Genomic DNA, 20,533 nt, shown 5'->3' on the forward strand with positions numbered 1-20,533 from the left:
CTTAGGACAGTAAACAAAAATCAAACTCCATTATTCTTATTTAAATAAGAATGGCGTAAACCATAGAAAAAGTAAACTAATAAACCAAATAAGAACCAGCCACCCGCATATAATTTAGCAGCTTTACTTAAGCCATTAAAAACAATCAGAGAACCTAAAAAGCCCAAAAAAGGTAAAACCGGATATAAAGGCATCTTAAAGCCATCATTTACGATATCTTTACCTTCACGTCTTCGTAAGCCATAAATTCCTAAAGAAACAAACATAAAAGCAATTAAAGTTCCTGCAGAAATTAATTGTGACAATTCATCGAAAGGAAAAATTGATCCCACAATGATAGCAACAATGGTAATAACAACTAAAGCATGATTAGGTAAATTCTTATCATTAACTTGTCCCAACCATTTAGGTAAAAGGCCATCACGTCCAAAAGAATATATTAATCGAGAACCGGCTAACATCATTCCAATTAAGGCCGTAAACATCCCAATAACCGCAATGGCTTGAACAACCGAAGCAACAATGCCATGACCACTTTGTCTTAAGGCCCAGCCAACCGGTTCCGCATTATGAGCATATTCAGTATATTTAAACATTCCCACTAAAACTAAGGCAACAGCAACAAACAAGACCACCGCAATTAATAAGGAGCCTAAGATGCCTCGCGGCATAGTTTTTTGCGGTTCAACTGCTTCGGCTGAATTAGCAGCAATTGAATCAAAACCAATATAGGCTAGAAAAATCATAGAAACCCCGGCATAAATACCTTGCCAACCACCAAAAGCACTGCCATCAGGGTTTAGATGATATTTAGGAATAAACGGGACATAATTTTGTAAGCGGATGGCTGTAGCACCAACGATAATAAAAAGAATGATCGCTAAAACTTTAGCCACAACCAAAATATTTTCTACCCGGGCAGCCTCAGTAACACCACGTGAAAGTAAAAGCGCCACTAAAAGTATAACAATTGCAGAGACTAAATCAATAACTCCACCATTATTACCCAGAGGATTAGCTAAAGAATTAGGTAATTTTAAACCTAGGGGAGCAATTAAACCACGAAAATTAGCCGATAATCCTGATCCAACAAATGCTACCGCAATAAAATATTCAGCCAATAAAGCCCAACCGGCAACCCAACCAAAAAATTCTCCAAAAATAACATTAATCCAAGAATAAGCAGAACCAGCAAAGGGCATGGCTGAAGCCATCTCTGCATAGGCAAAGGCAACTAATCCGGCCACCACTGCCGCTCCAAGAAACGATAAAATAACTGCCGGGCCAGCATGTTCTGCCGCCACGGCTCCCGGTAAAGTAAAAATCGTTGTGGAAACAATGGTTCCTACCCCTAAAGATAAGAAATCTCTAACTCTTAAGGTGCGGACCAAATGAGCATCTTTAACTTCGTAAACGCTAGGATCTTCTTTTCGCAGCATCCGCTTTAATAATGTAGTCAAACTGCTGTACCCCCTGTTTCATAATATCTAGATGAGAAATTGATTAATATTCTCTAACAAAAACTAGTATTTGTCAATCTTTTCTGAATACTTTATCAAAGGTTGCTGCATAAAACAATATCATTACTAGAAATTACAATATCCAGACAATTATGCTTATTCTGAGGGAGCTTTTTAGTCACTATTTAAATCTTTTTTCATTACAATATCGGTCGGCACAAACCCTAATTTTTGATAAACATGTTGTGCCCGATAATTTTGTCCAAAAACATGTAATCCCAAACTTTGATAGCCCAATTTTTGAGCCACTTGAAAAACCAACTCTAGTCCTTTTTGACCGTAACCTTGATTTTGGTAATCCGGCAAAATAGAATAATCATAAATAAATAAATATGGTTGTTGTGGACGATCACTATCAATGACCTCGGCCAACCAAACATAACCATATAAATCTTGGGCTGCAGAGCATAAAACATAAAAATAATTGTGATAAGTATTTAAGCCGTCAGGCAATAACATCTGAAATTCTTCTGCTGCCTGTTGGCGAGCACTGGCAGCAGGCCAAGAATGATTGGCAATTTTTTGGTGAGCATATTCATTAATCTGCGAATTCATAAATTGTGGAAACTGGGCTGCTGTCATTTTTTGCAGTTGTAATTGCATAAGCTTTCCTACTTTCTTCTGTATTTAGGAACTAGTAATTTATAATAAATAAGGTTATGATTATTTTATCAAATAAAGAGGTTAGGACATAATGAGTCAAAAAGTAAGTATTATTGTACCCTGTCATAATGAGGAAGAAACGGTTGAACTTTTTTATCAAGCAATTCAGAAGACTTTTGCCCAACTGCCTAACTATCAACCCTCCATCTTATTTATTAATGATGGTTCCAATGATCAAACTCTTAAAAAATTACGTCAACTCAATCAGCGCACAGAAGTTGATAATCATTTTCTTTCTTTTTCGCGACAATTCGGTAAAGAAGCCGGAATCTACGCGGGCTTAAAAAATGTCGATGGTGATTTAGTCACGATTATGGATGCCGATTTACAAGATCCACCCCAAATGCTTGTCGAAATGATACATCTTTTAGAAACCACCGATTATGACTGTATTGGTACTGCCCGCACGGATCGGAGCGGTGAACCTAAATTACGCTCATTTTTTTCTAACCTATTCTATAAAATTATTAACCGAATTTCCGACACTCAAATCGTCCCGGGCGCGCGTGATTTTCGGTTGATGCGGCGTGATATGGTTAATGCTATTTTAGAAATGAGCGAATACAACCGATTTTCCAAGGGTATTTTTTCTTGGGTAGGTTTTAAAACTAAATATTTACCTTATAAAAATGTGGAACGGGTGGCCGGTCAGACTAGTTGGAATTTCTGGAGTTTATTTAAATACTCGATTGAAGGAATCACGGATTTTTCCACAGTTCCTTTGATCATCGCTGTTTGGTTAGGATTACTGGTTATGTTTATTGCTTTTGCCGGTTTAATTTTTATTGTAGTGCGGTCTTTAATCTATGGCAATCCTACTAAAGGCTGGTCGTCGACCATTTCCATTATTTTATTTTTGGGCGGGATGCAGCTGTTCTTTTTAGGTATTATCGGCAACTATATTGGAAAAATTTTTCTTGAAGTTAAAAAGCGGCCTATTTACATTATTAAAGAGCGAAAATAAAAATGAAGCTGAAACAATTATCCAGCTTCATTTTTTATTTTAATCTAAATTTTATAATCTTTTGTTCAATTCTTGACCTAATTCTTCATAGCCTGGACGTCCTAATAAGGCAAACATATTCTTTTTATAGGCTTCAACACCGGGTTGATTAAAAGGATTGATTCCATTCAGATAGCCGGAAATAGCAACCGCAATTTCAAAAAAGTAAATTAAATATCCCAAAGAATAAGCGTCTTGTTGCGGAATACGTACTGTCATTACAGGAACACCCCCATCAGTATGGGCCAATACGACTCCTTCATAAGCCCGCTTATTGACATAATCTAAAGATTTGCCTTCTAAATACTGTAAACCATCTAAATTATCAGCCGCTGTAGGAATTTGCAGGTCATGACGAGGATGATCAATCATAATCACCGTTTCTAACAGATTCCGGCGACCTTCTTGAATATATTGGCCCAAAGAGTGTAAATCCGTGGAAAAATTAGCAGAAGCCGGGAAAATACCCTTTTGATCTTTTCCTTCAGACTCGCCCATTAACTGCTTCCACCATTCACCAAAGTACTGCAAATTAGGCTCATAATTCTCTAATAACTCTGTCGTATAACCTTTGCGATATAAAATGTTGCGTAAAGCTGCATATTGATAAGCCTCATTTTGTTCCAAGTCAGCTTTACTATAAGCACTGCGTGCATCGGCGGCCCCTTGCATTAATTGATCAATATTAATTCCGGCAACAGCAATGGGTAATAAACCGACCGCAGACAAAACTGAAAAACGACCGCCAATATCATCGGGAACAACAAATTCTTCGTAACCTTCCGCATCAGCTTCTGTCTTTAAAGCTCCTTGAGCTCGATCAGTTGTAGCAAAAATTCGCTCTTTGGCTTGTTGTTCACCATATTTGGCAATCAATTTAGCCTTTAAAACTCGAAAAGCAATAGAAGGCTCAGTAGTTGTTCCTGATTTGGAAATAACATTAATACTGAAATCACGCTCCCCAATAACTTCCAATAGATCAGCCAAATAATTAGGACTGATAGAATTACCGCAAAAATAAATTTCCGGTACCGAACGCTCATTATGAATGTTATAAAAACTGCTGCTTAAAAAATCAATTGCAGCTCGAGCTCCGAGATAAGAGCCGCCAATACCAATTCCGATAAAAACTTCTGAATTAGCTTGAATTGTTTGAGCCGCTTTTTTAATGCGGGTAAATTCCTTTTTATCATATGCAACTGGTAAATCAATAAATCCGCGAAAATCGCGACCAGCACCAGTTCCTTGCCGGAGTTCTTGATCCGCTGCCGTAACCAGCGGCTGCATTTCTTGCAATTCATTTTCATGAACAAACTTTCCCAGTTTTGATGCATCAAATTTAATGTGTGCCATAGTTGCCTCCTCAGATATTAATTCCACCATTTTATTTTATCCTACCCTTTTATAAATTGTTAGTCTTATTTCCGAAATTTCCAGAAGCCATCCTTTCATTAACAAACCTTTTTTCAGAAAATTTGAAATAATTTTAATAAGAGATAGCCCACGAAGGCACCGATGGTATTAAAAATCACATCATCAATATCACTAATTCCGGTAAATAAAACAAATTGCAGGCTCTCAATCACTAAAGATAACAGCATTCCGGACAAGATAGTTTTGCCTAAACCGGGAGTCGGCTTTTTTACTAAAGGAAAGAAAATTCCCCACGGTATAAACCAAGCAATATTACCCCAAAAATTATAAAGAAAATCTAGAATAGACTTTCCCAAGGTTAGTTTTAAAGTTTGAACAAAGGGATGCCAATTGATTTCTGTCAACGACCGGTGCCAATAAAAGCGAAACTCCCAGGGAAAATAACCATGACGAAATACCGTTAAAAAAAATAACAGCAGCAGATAAATTACAAAGCCGCTAAGAAGCAGTTCATGAGACCAATTAGTTTTAGAGCGGCGGATTCGCAAATATCCAAAACGTAATAAACAAAATATTAGGAAATAAAAAATAGTTTTATCTAAACTATAAAAAAATAACCTAATTAGTGGAAAATGATTAATTCTGGTAGAATATAGGGCATAAATTTGCTGATAAATGGGATTTAAAAAAATCATTCAAAAACCTCTAGTGGCTATCTTGCCTCAGATAATGGTAGAATTAAATTTATATTAGCAGATATTTTATCTGGAGAGAAAATTATTTATCATGATGACAAAATTAACAAAGTTATTAAACCGGCGTTGGGGCTGGATTTTATTACTAGTTCTTTTTATTTGGATTAAAACAGTAATTGCTTATTATTGGGATTTCAATATGGGTGCCATGGACTTATTGCAGCATTTTTTATTAATCATTAACCCATGGGCTTCCACACTCTTACTTCTAAGTCTTTCTTTATATTTTAAAAAACCTTCCTTTACTTATTGGTCAGCGGCAGTAATTTATTTGTTAGAAACCATTTTACTTTATAGTAATATTTTATATTACCGTGAATTTAACGATTTTATTAGTTTTAACACTATTATGAGTGTCGGTAAAGTTTCGAAAGGTTTAGGCAGTAGCGCTGTAGCAATGGCTCAAGGCCATGATTGGGTTTATTTTATTGATATTGTCATTATTATAATTTTGCTATTAAGTAAAAAAATCAAAATCGATCAGCATTCCTACAGCCATCTTCAAGCTTTTACAGTAACCAGCATGGCTATTTTAGGAATTATTTTTAATCTCTTTTTAGCAGAATTAAGTCGGCCACAATTATTAGTAAGAACTTTTGACCGGACTTATATCGTGAAATACCTGGGTTTAAATTCTTTTTTGACCTATGACGGTTTAAAAACTGCACAGAATAATTCTTTGCGCTCAGGTGCCCAAGGTACCAGCATGGATCCTGTTTTACAGTTTGTCAATCAGCATTATGCAGCTCCAAATCCTCAATATCAAGGTGTGGCTAAAGGAAAAAATGTAATTATCATTCATTTAGAGAGTTTTCAACAATTTTTAATTGACAGTAAAGTGAAAGATCAAGAAGTGACACCCTTTTTGAACAGCCTTTATCACGATAATAATACGCTGTCTTTTGCCAACTTCTTCCATGAAGTTGGTCAGGGTAAAACCAGCGATGCTGAAACTATGCTGGAAACCAGTCTTTTTGGTTTGCCTGAAGGATCCTTTTTTACCAGCTTAGGCACCAACAACACCTTCCAAGCCGCACCAGCTATCTTAGATCAGCAACAAGGTTATACTAGTGCCGTTTTTCATGGGAATATTGGATCTTTTTGGAGTCGGGACACTGTTTATAAAAATATGGGCTATCACTACTTTTTTGACCAAAAGTATTACCAGCAAACTGCTGATAGTAATACCTATTGGGGCAGCAAAGATAAACTTTTATTTTCGGAAAGTGTCAAATATTTGGAACAATTACAGCAACCTTTTTATGCTAAATTCTTAACGGTTACGAATCATAATCCTTATGAGCTGGCTGACGATGATACCGAAGGTTTTGAAAAACCGGATACGAATAATACTATGGTCAATAATTATTTTGCCACTGCGCATTATTTAGATGAAGCTGTTCACGAATTTTTCGATTATTTAAAAGCCAGTGGTCTTTATGACAATTCCATAATTATTTTATATGGCGATCATTTCGGCCTTAATGAAGGCGATGAAACAGCTTTAGCTCCTTTATTAAATCGTGATCCCGAAACTTGGACTACATTTGATCATTTACAACTGCAACGCGTGCCGTTTATGATTCATATGCCTGGTTTAAAAGGCGGATTACAGAAACAATACGGGGGCGAGATTGATGTTTTACCTACTTTAATGCATTTATTAGGTGTGGACACTAAAGATTATATTTTTATGGGTACTGATTTATTATCACCACAACACGATCAAAATGTGGTCTTTCGCAATCGTAACTTTATTACTCCTAAATATACTGTCATTAACGGTAACAATGATCAATTAAAAATTTATCAAAACAGTAACGGCGAATTTTTAACTAATCCTGATCCACTACTCCAAAAACGACTCCAAAAAATCGCCCAAGAAAAGGTTCAAGAATTAGAATTATCCGATAATATCAACAAAACTAATCTCTTACGTTTTTACACCCCACAAAATTTTATTCCAGTTAATCCTAAAAATTATAATTATCAAAATCAATATCATCAATTATTAAAAATCCGTAATAACTTAGGCGAACATTCAACTAGTCTTTTCTCGCGCAATGGTAATAAATCAACTACAAATCTTTATAAGACTGATGCTCCCGAATTACAAAATAACGATAGTCCTCTCTATGAAATTCCGCAATTGAGTTCTAACACTAATAACACCAGAAACAAAAAACCCTAGTCTAATTCCGTAAGTAAATACTAATCATCTGTTTTTAATGAGTAGTTTTGTGCTGCTGAATGACTTTTTTATCATAAAAAAGCAAGGTAAAAGTAGTCCCGACATTAAGTTTACTTTGAACACTAATTTGACCATGATGCTGCTGCATTAATTGATGGACAATAGCCAGCCCGAGACCTGATTCACCATATTTGGTACTTTTTCGCGAAGGATCGGCTTTATAATATCTTTCCCAAATGTTTTGTACTTGATCTTGACTCATACCAATACCATTATCAGCGATACTAATCTGCGTGCCGGACACTTGATCATCATGTGCAGCTTTAATGGTAATCGTGCCATCTTTGGTAAATTGAATAGCATTTTGTGTAATATTAAAAATAATTTGAATAAACCGATCATAATCCGCATAAACTGTAGTTGTTTCACTAACATCTAATACTAATTGGTCATGAACAGCAGCCGCTTTTTTAGTCAATTGTGAAACAATATTCTCTAACGGCGCCTTCAGCGCAAAAACTCGCTGATTTAAAGGAATTTGATTGGTACGGATTTTTTCATAATCCAAATTTTCGTTAACTAAACGAATTAAACGTTTGGTTTCATTTCGCATCAATTGAATACTCTTAGACCTGGATTCTTTAGGAATTGCATCATAAGCCAGACCTTCCAATAAACCATTAATGGTTGTCAAAGGCGTCCGCATTTCGTGGGCGGCGTCAGCCATAAATTCTTTACGTCTTTGCTCTTGTCGTTCAATTTCCTGATTAGATTTTTGCAAGGAAGTAGCCATTTCATTAAAATCGGAAGCCAAATCATCAATTTCATCGTGTCCTTTTTGCTCAATCTGTACGGCAAAATCACCGGCCGCCACTTGTTTAGTCGCCCGCCGCAAGCGGTCAATGCGTTTCACCTGCCAATTGGCCAAAAACCAACTCATAATAACGGCAATAATTATTGAAACTAAAAAAGCCAAAATCAAATTATTTTTGATCGCATTCATATTAGTTTCAATCGCAGATACTTCAGCCCCTACCCATAAAACTGCTACCAACTTATCGTCTTTATCAAACCAGGGTTTAATAATATAAGTCATTTGATGCTTGCGAAAAAGCGGCGCTTGCTGATTAAGATGACTATTTCGTTCCCGAATAACCGTACCGGACTGCAGTATTTTCCAAGTATGTTTATCAAAAGAAGGCTCATTTGTTACCGATGGATATAGTTCATGGCCGCGTTTATCAAACATCACAAACATTACCTTGTTATTAGCCATGACTCGCTGCAGAGAAGCAAAAGTTTCTGGAGTGATGTTTTGAATATTACCTGTCTGTGGGTTAATCTTTAATGCCATTGTTTGCAAATTATCAGAATAACCTTCCAACTGCGTCCAGGTTTGTTGATAGGCCTGATTTTCACTATAATGATAAATTGCCAACGCAATGACACTTAAACAAGTAATAACAATTACTAAAAAACCCAGCATATATTGATAGATAAGTTTCATTTAGTCTGCACATCCGAATCATCAAATTTATAGCCAACACCCCAAACGGTCTGAATAATTTGCGGACCTACCTGTTCAATCTTATGCCGTAATTTCTTAATATGCGCATCTACTGTCCGTTCATCACCAAAATAATCATAGCCCCAAACTTGCTGTAATAATTGTTCTCTGGTAAATACTTGTTTCGGCTTACTAGAAAGCGCCTTGAGTAAATCGAACTCTTTCGGAGTTAAATCGGGGATTTCCTTATCTAATAAATAAGCCTCCCGCGTAGCCGAACTTAATTGGAAATTAGGGGTATTAATGTCAAATTTTTTCGTTTCCGCCGGCTGTTTGGGTGCTGCAGTTTCTTCTTTTAATCCCGAGCGGCGATACAAGGCTTTAATTCGGGCAATTAAAGTAATCGGACTAAAAGGCTTGGTGACATATTCATCAGCATATTCCAAACCCAATACTTGATCACTTTCAGAATCTCGCGCAGTTAACATAATAATTGGAACTGTTTTGGATTTTTCCCGGATTTCCTTAGCTACTTCCATTCCATCTTTACCGGGCAAATTCAAATCCAAAGTCACAATATCCCAGTCCTGCACTTGTTGATTAAACATCTCCAGGGCTTCATCGCCATCATAAGCAAAGGCTGCTTCCCACTGTTCTTTTTGAAAGAACATTGACATCATTTCTGAAACTGACCGATTATCTTCTACCATCAATAATTTCATTGTTGATCCTTCCCATCTTTTTAATTGTTGATTAAAATAAATTTTTTAATAACTTCTGCTACCGCATTATGATTATAATCATTAGAAGTTACATAATTAGCGTTATCTTTGATTTCCGTTGCGGCATTTTGGACGGCTACACCTAATCCCGACATCCGAATCATACTCAGGTCATTAGCACTGTCGCCAATGGCAATGATTTCTGCCGGTTTAATATTTAAAAATTGACTCAATTTTAATAGCCCTTGCCCCTTATTAACACCAGCCTGATTAAATTCCATATAGCGATTAGAAGAATAAGTTACAGCGGTTTTTTCCAAAATTGAAGCCGGAATTTGTGAATATAGATCGTCTAAGTTAGCCCGTTCTTTATCTTTATATAAGATTTTAATTAATGGTTGATCTTTTAAAAACATAATTGAAGGTTGACTAAAATCACAATAGCTAAACCCCATTTTATCTAAGTATTCTTTTTCATCCTTATCCATATTATAAACATAGATATCCGTTAACGTGTAAATATGCATAACGGCTTGATTTTTAACACCAATTTGGAATAGGATATTAATAGTTTGAAAGTCCATTAACTTTTTAGTTAAAATCCGCTCATCTTTATTTTCCGTAATCGCTGCTCCGTTAAAAGAAATAACATATTCTTGAGCAGCATCTTTTACATTCAGTTCCGTTAGCGTTCGCCGAATCAAGGTAAAGCCCCGTCCTGTAACCGGAACAAAGTGCACACCTAATTGGCGGGCAGCCGCAATAGCCTGTAAGGTCTTTAAACCTACATGCTTGTCATCGTTCAATAAGGTTTCATCTAAATCGCTCGCAATTAATTTGTATTTCATAATTTTCAAACTCCTGTGATCTTTATCTTGCTTAACTGTAACATGAATAGTTTAAAATTTAAAATCTACCCTTTTTACCGGGTATTATTGCGCCAAAATGGATCTATAGTTATAATAATAGTTAAAAATATTGGAGAATTATTATGACTGTTAAAAATATTCTTTACTTTGCTTGTTCCTGGTTTTCTCCTGCAGAAACCGAATTTATGAAAAAAGGTCAAGATGCTTTAAGTCAAAATCCAACCGTCGATTGGGATAATACTTTTCGCCCTTTGGATCACCAATATCAAAATATTGATGTCACTAAGCATCCGGAAAAAATGAAAGATCCAGAGTGGCAAGTAGGTACTTTTCGCAACGATTTATTAGGTATTGATCGAGCTGATATTGTCTGCGGAATGTTTCTTCCGCAAAAGCCTGATTCCGGTATGGCTTTTGAATACGGTTACGCCTACGCTAATCATAAACCTATTGTTTCAGTTATTCCCGATAATGTGGTTGCTCCAGAGATTAATCTAATGCTTATTCCAAGTGTCACCCATTATGTACATCTTAGTGACTTGGCTACTTTTAATTTTAATAACTTAGAATTTGATTTATTTCCCGCAACTGCTTATTAATCACATTTTAATAATTAACGTAACAAAAGGGCTTGGACATTTTTGTCCCAGCCCTAATTTGTCTAGCAGACAATTTATTATTTAGCGCGTTAAAATCACAAGCCCAAAAATCAAGAGAAAAATGCCACTAACTAGATTACTCCAAGCCAACAAACGCATTAATTGCTTGATGTTCACATTGTTTTCTTGAATACAATTTTTAAATTTATTCAAAGCGTAAATAATTTGTCCACCGCCAATAAAAAATAAAAAAATACTGATAATTATTTGTAAATGCAACTTCTAATCCTTATAACTAATTATTTAAACGTCTGCCAAAGGAAGGCGTAAACCAGTCTAAACGACCTATCTTAACATTTTGTCCGGGTTGAGGAGCATGAATATACTGACCGTTACCTAAATATAGCGCAACATGTTCGGCGGTGCCGACTCCACCCCAAAACAACAAATCGCCGGGTTGAATTTGTGATAGAGGAATATAAGTACCGCAAGTACTTTGTTGTTGTGACGTTCTTGGTAAAATCACGCCGTTTTCACGAGCAACATACTGGACCAAACCTGAGCAGTCAAAACCTCTAGGAGTAGTCCCTCCCCAAACATAAGGTACACCTAAATACTTCTGCGCAGTCTGAGTTAAATCAGTCGCTGAAAAATCAGCAGTATAAATCTCTAAATCTATTTGGGGAAAAATAATAGTAGTTGTTGTTACAGTTTTTCCGCCATTATTATTCTCTGCAGTCGGAGCTGCAGGTACGGGAGGTTGCAGCGCTGAAGAATCAACTAAAATGGGAACAGCGGTTTTAGGTGTTTGATCAACTACAGGTATTCCCGGATTTTCTTGGTGACTAACAATTATTGGCTGGGCCTGAACGACCTGAAACGTTCCCCCAAAAATAATTGCCCCCCAAATTAGCGCTAAGAGACTTAATAAATACTTTTTTAACTTCATTGTAATTCTCCCCCACAATTAATACTCTACCTAGTGTTTATAATATCATAAATTTTACTCAAAGAAACAATCTTCTTTTGATTAATTCAACTAAATATAAACATTATTTCATAATAATTATGATAATCTTTTTAAATTCAACATTACTATCTACTACATTAATGTTCCCATAATAAAAACGCCTTACTGTTATTCAGTAAGACGCTAAACTGTAAGATCATTATTTTATAACTGTTATACTGTCAGCGGGAACCCATTCGTTGGTAGAAATTCTATAATACTGTTCTCCCAGAAACATTGATTGATCATATTTCCAAGCTGTCGAATTAGATAAGATCCGCTTCGGATTAGCGACGAATTTATTTTGACTTGAGTCCCAATTATAAATTTGGGCACCATTTTGTTTGAAAACTTTGACAACTCCTAAATGATGAGTCAGCTTAGGCTCATACGTTACCTGACTAACAAGAACATAGGCATCTTTGCCAACTCTATAATATGCTTGTCCTTCTCCTTCAGGAATGTAGCATTTCAAATCAGTTTTCCATCTGGTTCCAGTACGTAGAACATTATTATCAGCCACTATCTCCCCTTGACTATTATACAATGGAACATAGCCCTTTTGGCCTGCATCCTTGATCGTAACAATACCATCGAGAGGCGTATCATAATTAGTTGTAGTATTTAAAGTACGTAAAAAGCTGACATAACGTTGATTATTATTATCAGTTTTAATAGGCAGTTCTTTATTATTCAGATTAACCTGCTGAACTTTTTGTGCCCAATCACCCTTTAAATAAATGTTAATTGCTTGTTTATAAATCTTATCAGCTTTAAAGCCTGTTGATAGTGGCGTACCTGTACTATTATCATAAATTGGCCCCAAGATTATTTGAAAATGATCATTATTAATATATTGATCATTATTATCTTTATAGTCAATTGCTACAGATTGTGGTGAATTATAAAAATTCACGTTGGCATCAGCTTTAACAAAACCATAGGTATCGCTTGCCAGGTTAACCTGTGTAATATTAGATGTTGGCACCAATTTAATTGTTTTAGAAAATATCTGGCGCCCACTATCGGGATTAAAAACCGTTATCTGTTCCATTACCGGCTCACCTTGTAATTTAAGTGCTTGTAAAGCTTGATTATTAAATTGGCCTCTATTATTAAAAAGTTTTACTTGAACTGGATAATTCATTACTTTAGAAATTTGAGCATCATTAATCGGGATATCTACCCCATTATTTTGAAACAACTTGGCAAAATCACTTTTAGCAGTGGCATTTAGCATACCGGAATTATCAGAAAAACTAATGTTAAAAATATCACTTAATTTTGAAGCATCAATATCTGTTGACATGGAATCTTTAATACTGGGAATATCTAAATATGCTTCCGTAGAAAAGCTATTAACCAAATCATTGACAAAAGAATTATCAATCAGTTGATAATGAGCCTCTTCCACATTAAAATCAGAGTTCGAATCACTCGCCTGCACATTAGTTACAGGCAGAGCTAATCCTAACAAGATAGCTGAACTAGCTAAACCGATTATAAATTTTTTCTGCAACTTCATATTAATACACCTCCTTATAACATATATTATAAGGTTTTTAAATTCGTTTACAATAAATGATACTGAGATTTTAAAAAATTATTCATAAAATTAAAACTTGCATCAAGGTAGTTTAGAATAACTATTGAAAAACCTTTCCATCAATATTATTTAAGTGCTTGTATAGCTTAGTTACTAAATTGATCTCTTTTATGAAAAAATTTGTTTTCTAATTTCTTTCAATAATTAGTTTAATAACTTCTTTCAAGGAAAACTTTTTTTCTGAAGATAAATAAAATTTATATATTTTGATATTTATAAAATACAAAACAATAATATAAAATACGCTAACTAATAAACATATTAAGTTGCCTGCGCTTAATCCTATCAGTGTATAATTGACGGCACCGAATAAAACTGATAAAAGCGGAAAGAACATTAATATAGAGCTTATTAATGTTAAATTCTTTACGCTAATAGGTAGAATTAAAATAAAAAAGGAAATTAATAACGGCGATAAAATTAATAATACATTTGTAGAAGATTCTTGAACATTATTGATCCGTCCCGCAAGTAACATTGTAAATAACACCAAAGTAATAAACTGAGCTACCAATAATAAAACAAACATTAACACCTCTTTAATATCCAACATAGTGATAATTTTTTGTAAATAGATAAAGAATTTGCCACGGTGAACATTTAAGCAATCCAACGTTAATATAACGGTCAAAAAGCACAAAAATAAATTTAGTATGGAAATTAAAGCTAATGTACCTGCAGAAATTAATTTGGCCAAAATATAATCTTTTTCATGAATAAGAGGAACTATTTGTTTGATTACATTTGAATCTTTATCTATAACAATATCCTGCATGATTCCTGAAATTGTATTAAATAAAACAAAAATAATTATGATACACATTATTTTGATTAAATTCATTTTACTTATTTGTATATTTGAAATTGATGAACTAAAAAAATTATTAATATCAAAACCCTTAATATGAAAATAAACTCCAATTCCGATTCCAAACACTATCATAAAAAATAGACCAAGGAGTAAAGAGGATTTCGTCATTAAAGTTCTAATAGAAATATTAGTATATGCTAGAAATTTAGATTGTCTTTTCAATGTTTGCTTCCCCATTTATCAATTTAAATATTTGTTCAAGACTTGGTTGACCGATTTTATAATCTTTAAAATCACTAATTAATTTATGAGAATTTTGAACAGTAAAACTATTATTATCAGCAAAAAATTGTAGTGAGTTCTTAGCTAATTTATTCTTTAACGCCTCTAATTCTTTACTGTTCATTACCGAAATCGTTCTATACCGATTTTTAATATCATTCAGTGTCCCACTTTCAACTATTTGACCATCTTTGATCACATAAATCATATTGGCAATTTCTTCAACATAATTCATCTGGTGACTTGAATACATTACGGTTGTGTTATTTTCATATAAATAATTAATTGCCTGAATAAATAAATCGGCATTTAAAGGATCAATCCCACTAAACGGCTCATCCAAGATCATATACTTAGGTAAACCAATAATACTTGCTATAAATTGTACCTTTTGTTGATTCCCCTTTGATAACTCAAATATCTTTTTATCAGACAATTCATTAATTTTAAAAAAAGATAGCCAAAATTTGATTCTTTCTGCTGCTGTTGGAGCATCTAAAAGATTAAGCAAAGCAAAATAAGATAAATTCTTTGCAACAGTTTCTTTTGTAAACAGTCCCCTGTTTTCGCTTAAATATCCGATATCATCTTTTATGTTTAAATTAGCCGGATAACTTATAGAATTATTTTGGAAAAATCCCAGTTGTAATATACTTTTAAAAACACTTGTTTTGCCCGCACCATTGAGGCCAATAATGCCTACTTTTTGATTGCTACTCCATTTTAAATTTATATTATTTAAAATTTTCTTATCTTCAATAACAGTTGTAAGATTATTTATAGAAATCATTCTTTCATCTTCTCTTCGTTCATATTTAACCACTTCTTTTACTTAATGTTATTCAAATATTTTTTGAACAAAAACTTAGTTGCTGCCTGCACTATCCAAAAAATCACTTTCGGTCTGCCTTGCTTAGAATTTTAATTAGTAAAAATTAAAGCTAAATAACTAGTATTTCTTGTCTTGTTTTTTAAATCTTTGAACAGAATAAAATCTGAAATCCTTTTCATTTGTATATAAATATTGTTTAATATCTTATTGCCTTCATTTTTCGTATCTACAAAGATCCACAACTAATTGCTTATATAACAAGATAATTAAGTTAGTCAAGTTAATATGTATCCATGAATTTCATCTAACGCCCCCTGTGATACATATTATAAAGTTTTTAACTACGTTTACAATAAATAATTTAAAAATTTAAAAAACCATTAATTAAATTAAGCACTGATTTGGCTAGCCGTAGGCAAAGAAAAAGCGCTGAGCACTAACGTAGCTCAACGCTTTAAATCAACTAATTAATGGAGATGAGGAGAATCGAACTCCTGTCCATACATACTGCCACACCAATATCTACATCCATAGCTGCACTATTTAAATTTCATTATTAAGAACGCCGTACAACCAGGCTCACCTTAATAACTATCCTGTTGATCTCTTTTTAATTGTTCAGGTGGCGCAATTAAACGTAGCTCAATTTTTTAAGACCCAATTTAACCCTTGAGCAAAGCTAAAAGGATCACACTAATAACTGTTTTTAAGCAGCTAAAGCGTAAGAATTGTTATTATTTTTTGCAGTTATAATTTAACTGTAACGTTTTTACGTAGACGTAACCTACGAGATGCAATCAGTGCTCAACTATATATGTCGAATCCATAACATCCCCTTATTAAGTAGATATTAGTATAGAATAAAGCCTAACAAATTGCAAGTAATTATTCTTATACTAAAAAGGTCTGATTGATACTAACATCAATCAGACCTTCTTTAAACGGTTAACTATTTTACTAGTCTTTCAAATTCGTGAACGATCATTAATTCTTCATCAGTAGGAACTACTAAAGCTGCAATTTTAGAATCAGCAGCAGAAATTTTTCTTATTCCTTTACCATTTTCGTTGGTATCTTGATCCACTTTCATTCCTAAAAAGCCAAAGTTATCCATAATAGCTTGTCTAATTGCAGGATTATTTTCACCCATACCTGCAGTAAAAATCATTACATCAATGCCATGCATTTCCGCGATATAAGCTCCTACATATTTCACAATTCGATTAATAAAGACATCAATCGCCAGTTGCGCATTGGGATTAGTATCTTTAACAGCAATTAAATCCCGCATATCTGGTGAAACACCTGATAACCCCTTAAGACCGGAATCATTATTTAAAATATCCAGCATTTCATGAATATCTGTAATTTGTAATTTTTCCATTAAAAATGATACTAAAGAAATATCAATATCCCCTGCTCTGGAGCTCATAGTTACACCGGCTACAGGGGTAAAGCCCATAGAAGTATCAAAAGAATGTCCGTCTTTAATCGCTGTAACTGAAACCCCGCTACCCATATGCATACTAACCATCCGTAATTTATCATAAGGCTTCTGCAAAAATTCAGCCGCTTTATGTGAAACATAGTCATGGCTAGTACCGTGGGCACCATAACGATGAGCTCCAAATTTTTCATCATATTCTCGTGGAATGGAATATACTTGATTCATTAGGGGAAGTTTTTTATGGAAAGTAGTATCGAATACAGCCACTTGCGGTACATTAGGCAACATCTGGGCAAAAGCTTCAATTCCCTTACGTTCTGCTGGATTATGCAAAGGGGCATATTCATCAATCCGGGATAATTCCTTTAAACTTTTTTCGTCTAATAAAACGGAATTATCAAAATAAGGTCCTCCGGAAACTACTCGATGACCAACCCCAGAAATTTCCTGAACATCAGCGATTACTTTTAAATCCTGTAATTGTTGAATCAGAATCTTGACTGCTTCAACATGGTTTTGAATAGGTATTTCTTGGGAATGCTTTTTTCCTTGATAAGTAATTTCAAAAACTGAATGATCTAGTCCTAAACGGTCCACCAAACCTTTAACAATTACTTCTTCTTTTGGTAACGCAAACAACTTAAATTTTAAAGTTGAACTACCAGAATTTACTACTAAAATCTTTCGTTGCATATCATTTCTCCCATACAAATGTTTTTTTAGTCCAATCTTGTAATTGGTCCTTGAATTTAATTATAGCACTGGTATCTTTCAAATCCGGAATTTGTCCCATTAATACTTCCTTAATTTGTTGGGCTCCAGCTCCATGGCGTTGCAGTACTAATAAAGACTTAGCTGCTTGCGGACTAGCAAATAAAGACTGCGGCAAACTCAAAACAGCCTGTAAATAAACTGCAGTTACCATCCAGTGTACCAAATTTTGCGCTTGTTTGGTTTCAAAAATCTGTGAAGGAACAATAAAAAGACCTATTCCGGCTGGATGTACATTCTGCATTGCTTGTTCCATGAGAAGATGATGTGCATAAGAATGTCCGGTCGCTGCTTTTGTTTGAAAATTGTTAGCATTTTCATCTAAGGGGTAATAGCCGACGGGTAAATCAGATAAGATCAGATCATACCCACTATGGAGCCAATGGGCTACTGCATCTTGATGATAAAGATCAATCTTATTTTGTAAAACTTCTCCTAAAGCAGAAGCAATTTCTAAAGAATGGTAATCGTTATCGATTCCGTGCATAGCCAGGCGCAAATGAGTACTTTTTTGCAATTCTCGATTGGCTTCAATTAACAAATTGCCAGTACCAATAGCCGCATCCATTGTTTCCAATTGCGGCTGAGGATAATGACGAAATATTTCCGCAATGACTAAAGCACTTAAAGTCCCAATAATATCCGGCGTCATTAATAAGTTCACATCTAAGTTATCAACTTTTTGTGCCTTAATAATCGTTAACTCAATTGCACGTTTAACATCCCATAGAGGATAATCACGCAACTCAAAATTCTGATATAATTTATCCAACTCCTGAGCCTGAGCGGCAGTAGGATAACCATCTTCTATATGGGTTTTTTGTTCTATTATATTAAATATATTTTCTGATAAGGCATCACGATAAGGAACATTCAAAAATTTCCGCAATTTTTCAGTCGTTTGATCAAGAAAAGCAAAAATTTTATCAATTTGTGTTTGCGCCATAGATCCATCTCCCAAAATAACAATTCTGCCTTTATATGTTAGCGGAAATAATTTTATTTATCAATGGATATAATCTTTTGGGTATAGATTTGCTCTAATTGACGGTAATTTTGTAATTCCTGCTGATAAAAATTCAGATAAGTCAAAATGACCAAACATTCAATATTCAACAATAAAACGGCCCAAATAGTGGCAAAGCCCAGATGTGTTCTATTGAAACTCAAGATAAAACTCCCACTTTCTCTGCCAACGATCAATGGCAGTAATCTTTAAAACCGGCTTTCTAACATTAAAACTCAATTGGCGTTGATTGAGCAGCAGCGGTACATGGCCCTCGTGTTCACCGGTTATTCGGAGCATATGATGATAAATTTGTAATTGATATTTTTTATGAGGAAATTTATAAGTACCAGCCGTTTCAAATAATACCCTCTTATCATCTGCTTGGAGCAATTTGGCTCCAGCAGTCATCTGCTCTAAGCGCAGCATTGCAATTTCCCAATTACTTTCGTTATAAAAAAGACGTTCTCTATTATTATGATAAGAGGTCAACAAAAAATCGATCATCGATAGAATTAAAATCAAAATTAGTAATGAGACTAAGATTTCACTCAGTAAAAAAGCGGAATGTTTTTTGAAGACGATCGTATTCCAAACGTTTCTTTTGCTGATAAACTTCAAGTTTTGCTCCTCGATCTTGAAAAGTATAGTGCTGATTTTTTAAGGTAAGTTCTTGAATATTAGGATGCTGAAGTTTTTGCCAGCAGGCTAATTTGAAAAAAGTTTGTTGCTGGACAGTACTTAGGTTTTGTTGAGTTGGAATAATACATAAAGGAATGATCATGACTGCCTGTAAAACTAGAAAAAAAGCCAACATATCATCTAATAATAAAACTGCTCTATGTTTTTTCTTCAATTAATTCTCCCCATTGCATCTGCACTTTAAAACGATATTCTTGATTAGTAGCTGCAGAAACAAAAATAATGGTTTGCGGTGTTACTTCACCACTTTTAATGCGAATAAAATTTCTGGAAAGTCGGCAATCCAGCTGACGGGGCAAATGTTGCTCATAAGAACGTGGCGGATCATTGGGATCAATGAATTTTAAACAGTGAGTTTGCTGATTAACACTAATAATCCGAACTTCATGGTATAAAAAAGAATCATTAAGCCAATTATGCCAATTACTTTGAAACGCTAATAATGCCAATTTTTCCTGTTGCAATTCTAATTGTTGATGATAATTTATCGTAGGTAGTAATAGCACAATGCAAACTATGGTTAAGGAAATGAGGCTTTCGATCAAGGTAAAGGCGGGGCAAAGCTTATTTATGCGGAGCAACGACATTGCCTGCTTCAATTTCATAACCGTCATCTATTGCCTTTTTAGCTTGAGCATCAGATAAATAATGTTCTTTTCTTAAAATTTCCCATGTGGGATGCTGTCCTTCATACATATCAACTTGGGTCTGGAGAGTGGTTCTAAAAGCATGATTAGTTTTATTTTCCGCTGATTTTTTTTGCTGATTAACATTGGGAATAATAATTAATAATAATAACGAAATAATGAACAGTACAATGACCATTTCAATTAATGTAAATGCTGAATGTTTCTTTTGAGCCAT

General features: G+C 34.4%; 21 protein-coding genes, 1 other RNA gene and 1 pseudogene. 3 read left to right on the plus strand and 20 right to left on the minus strand.

Annotated elements, in window-relative coordinates; genetic code table 11:
• Positions 1-20: 20 nt before the first annotated feature.
• Together JG29_RS05470 and JG29_RS05475 are read right to left on the minus strand one after the other, a co-directional pair.
• Positions 21-1,460, minus strand: a complete 1,440-nt coding sequence (locus JG29_RS05470; protein WP_045922958.1) for an APC family permease — start codon at positions 1,458-1,460, stop codon at positions 21-23.
• A 174-nt stretch (positions 1,461-1,634) separates the two neighbouring features.
• Entirely contained in the window at positions 1,635-2,123 is a 489-nt protein-coding gene (locus tag JG29_RS05475) for a GNAT family N-acetyltransferase (RefSeq protein WP_045922959.1), read from the minus strand.
• A 91-nt stretch (positions 2,124-2,214) separates the two neighbouring features.
• On the opposite strand from JG29_RS05475, the gene JG29_RS05480 reads away from it, so the two are divergent.
• On the plus strand, positions 2,215-3,147 hold the full coding sequence (locus tag JG29_RS05480) for a glycosyltransferase family 2 protein (protein WP_045922960.1): 933 nt from the start codon (positions 2,215-2,217) through the stop codon (positions 3,145-3,147).
• A 51-nt stretch (positions 3,148-3,198) separates the two neighbouring features.
• Here JG29_RS05480 and JG29_RS05485 read toward each other — a convergent pair whose 3' ends face one another.
• Complete coding sequence (locus tag JG29_RS05485; protein WP_045922961.1) at positions 3,199-4,539, minus strand: glucose-6-phosphate isomerase; 1,341 nt, start codon at positions 4,537-4,539, stop codon at positions 3,199-3,201.
• Between the two features lie 113 nt (positions 4,540-4,652).
• A complete protein-coding gene (locus tag JG29_RS05490) occupies positions 4,653-5,255 on the minus strand; it encodes a VanZ family protein (protein WP_045922962.1) in 603 nt (200 codons plus the stop codon).
• 94 nt (positions 5,256-5,349) lie between these two features.
• Here JG29_RS05490 and JG29_RS05495 point away from each other — a divergent pair, with 94 nt between their 5' ends.
• A complete protein-coding gene (locus tag JG29_RS05495) occupies positions 5,350-7,506 on the plus strand; it encodes an LTA synthase family protein (RefSeq protein WP_052696341.1) in 2,157 nt (718 codons plus the stop codon).
• 34 nt (positions 7,507-7,540) lie between these two features.
• Here the strand turns inward: JG29_RS05495 and JG29_RS05500 are convergent, their stop codons facing one another.
• Genes JG29_RS05500 through JG29_RS05510 form a run of 3 tightly spaced genes read right to left on the minus strand, consistent with a single transcriptional unit; the run spans position 7,541 to position 10,583 of the window.
• Positions 7,541-9,013, minus strand: a complete 1,473-nt coding sequence (locus tag JG29_RS05500; RefSeq protein ID WP_045922964.1) for a sensor histidine kinase — start codon at positions 9,011-9,013, stop codon at positions 7,541-7,543.
• On the minus strand, positions 9,010-9,735 hold the full coding sequence (locus JG29_RS05505) for a response regulator transcription factor (protein ID WP_045922965.1): 726 nt from the start codon (positions 9,733-9,735) through the stop codon (positions 9,010-9,012). The genes JG29_RS05500 and JG29_RS05505 overlap by 4 nt, the downstream gene beginning before the upstream one ends.
• A 20-nt stretch (positions 9,736-9,755) precedes the next feature.
• Positions 9,756-10,583, minus strand: coding sequence for a Cof-type HAD-IIB family hydrolase (locus JG29_RS05510; RefSeq protein WP_045922966.1), 828 nt, complete (start codon positions 10,581-10,583; stop codon positions 9,756-9,758).
• A 143-nt stretch (positions 10,584-10,726) separates the two neighbouring features.
• Between JG29_RS05510 and JG29_RS05515 the strand changes: the two genes are divergently transcribed.
• Complete coding sequence (locus JG29_RS05515; RefSeq protein ID WP_045922967.1) at positions 10,727-11,203, plus strand: nucleoside 2-deoxyribosyltransferase; 477 nt, start codon at positions 10,727-10,729, stop codon at positions 11,201-11,203.
• Between the two features lie 81 nt (positions 11,204-11,284).
• On the opposite strand, the gene JG29_RS05520 is transcribed toward JG29_RS05515, so the two are convergent.
• The 13 genes and pseudogenes from JG29_RS05520 to comGC all read right to left on the minus strand — a co-directional run bounded on the left by JG29_RS05520 (position 11,285) and on the right by comGC (position 20,533).
• Positions 11,285-11,482 carry a hypothetical protein gene (locus JG29_RS05520; protein ID WP_045922968.1) on the minus strand — a complete coding sequence of 66 codons (198 nt, stop codon included), beginning with the start codon at positions 11,480-11,482 and terminating at the stop codon, positions 11,285-11,287.
• Between the two features lie 16 nt (positions 11,483-11,498).
• Positions 11,499-11,852, minus strand: a pseudogene (locus JG29_RS08900) (C40 family peptidase); the annotation flags it as partial.
• 520 nt (positions 11,853-12,372) lie between these two features.
• Positions 12,373-13,737, minus strand: coding sequence for an SLAP domain-containing protein (locus JG29_RS05530; protein WP_045922969.1), 1,365 nt, complete (start codon positions 13,735-13,737; stop codon positions 12,373-12,375).
• Positions 13,738-13,945: 208 nt separating this feature from the next.
• Complete coding sequence (locus JG29_RS05535; protein ID WP_045922970.1) at positions 13,946-14,851, minus strand: hypothetical protein; 906 nt, start codon at positions 14,849-14,851, stop codon at positions 13,946-13,948.
• Entirely contained in the window at positions 14,835-15,701 is an 867-nt protein-coding gene (locus tag JG29_RS05540; RefSeq protein ID WP_052696319.1) for an ABC transporter ATP-binding protein, read from the minus strand. Before JG29_RS05540 ends, JG29_RS05535 begins: the two co-directional genes overlap by 17 nt.
• A gap of 510 nt (positions 15,702-16,211) precedes the next feature.
• Positions 16,212-16,579, minus strand: a transfer-messenger RNA (tmRNA) gene (ssrA, locus tag JG29_RS08695).
• Positions 16,580-16,692: 113 nt separating this feature from the next.
• On the minus strand, positions 16,693-17,883 hold the full coding sequence (locus JG29_RS05545; RefSeq protein ID WP_045922971.1) for an acetate/propionate family kinase: 1,191 nt from the start codon (positions 17,881-17,883) through the stop codon (positions 16,693-16,695).
• A gap of 1 nt (position 17,884) precedes the next feature.
• Complete coding sequence (locus tag JG29_RS05550) at positions 17,885-18,907, minus strand: class I SAM-dependent methyltransferase (RefSeq protein WP_045922972.1); 1,023 nt, start codon at positions 18,905-18,907, stop codon at positions 17,885-17,887.
• 53 nt (positions 18,908-18,960) lie between these two features.
• The gene (locus JG29_RS08780; RefSeq protein WP_156961634.1) at positions 18,961-19,131 is read right to left on the minus strand and encodes a hypothetical protein; all 171 of its coding nucleotides are present in this window, start codon (positions 19,129-19,131) and stop codon (positions 18,961-18,963) included.
• Positions 19,118-19,474, minus strand: a complete 357-nt coding sequence (locus JG29_RS05555; protein ID WP_156961635.1) for a hypothetical protein — start codon at positions 19,472-19,474, stop codon at positions 19,118-19,120. The genes JG29_RS08780 and JG29_RS05555 overlap by 14 nt, the downstream gene beginning before the upstream one ends.
• Positions 19,475-19,514: 40 nt before the next feature.
• Complete coding sequence (locus tag JG29_RS05560; RefSeq protein ID WP_045922974.1) at positions 19,515-19,823, minus strand: hypothetical protein; 309 nt, start codon at positions 19,821-19,823, stop codon at positions 19,515-19,517.
• Positions 19,807-20,283, minus strand: coding sequence for a type II secretion system protein (locus tag JG29_RS05565; RefSeq protein ID WP_156961636.1), 477 nt, complete (start codon positions 20,281-20,283; stop codon positions 19,807-19,809). The genes JG29_RS05560 and JG29_RS05565 overlap by 17 nt, the downstream gene beginning before the upstream one ends.
• A complete protein-coding gene (gene comGC, locus JG29_RS05570) occupies positions 20,234-20,533 on the minus strand; it encodes a competence type IV pilus major pilin ComGC (RefSeq protein ID WP_045922976.1) in 300 nt (99 codons plus the stop codon). The genes JG29_RS05565 and comGC overlap by 50 nt, the downstream gene beginning before the upstream one ends.

The sequence above is a fragment of the Bombilactobacillus mellis genome, assembly GCF_000967245.1.
Lineage (GTDB): Bacteria > Bacillota > Bacilli > Lactobacillales > Lactobacillaceae > Bombilactobacillus > Bombilactobacillus mellis.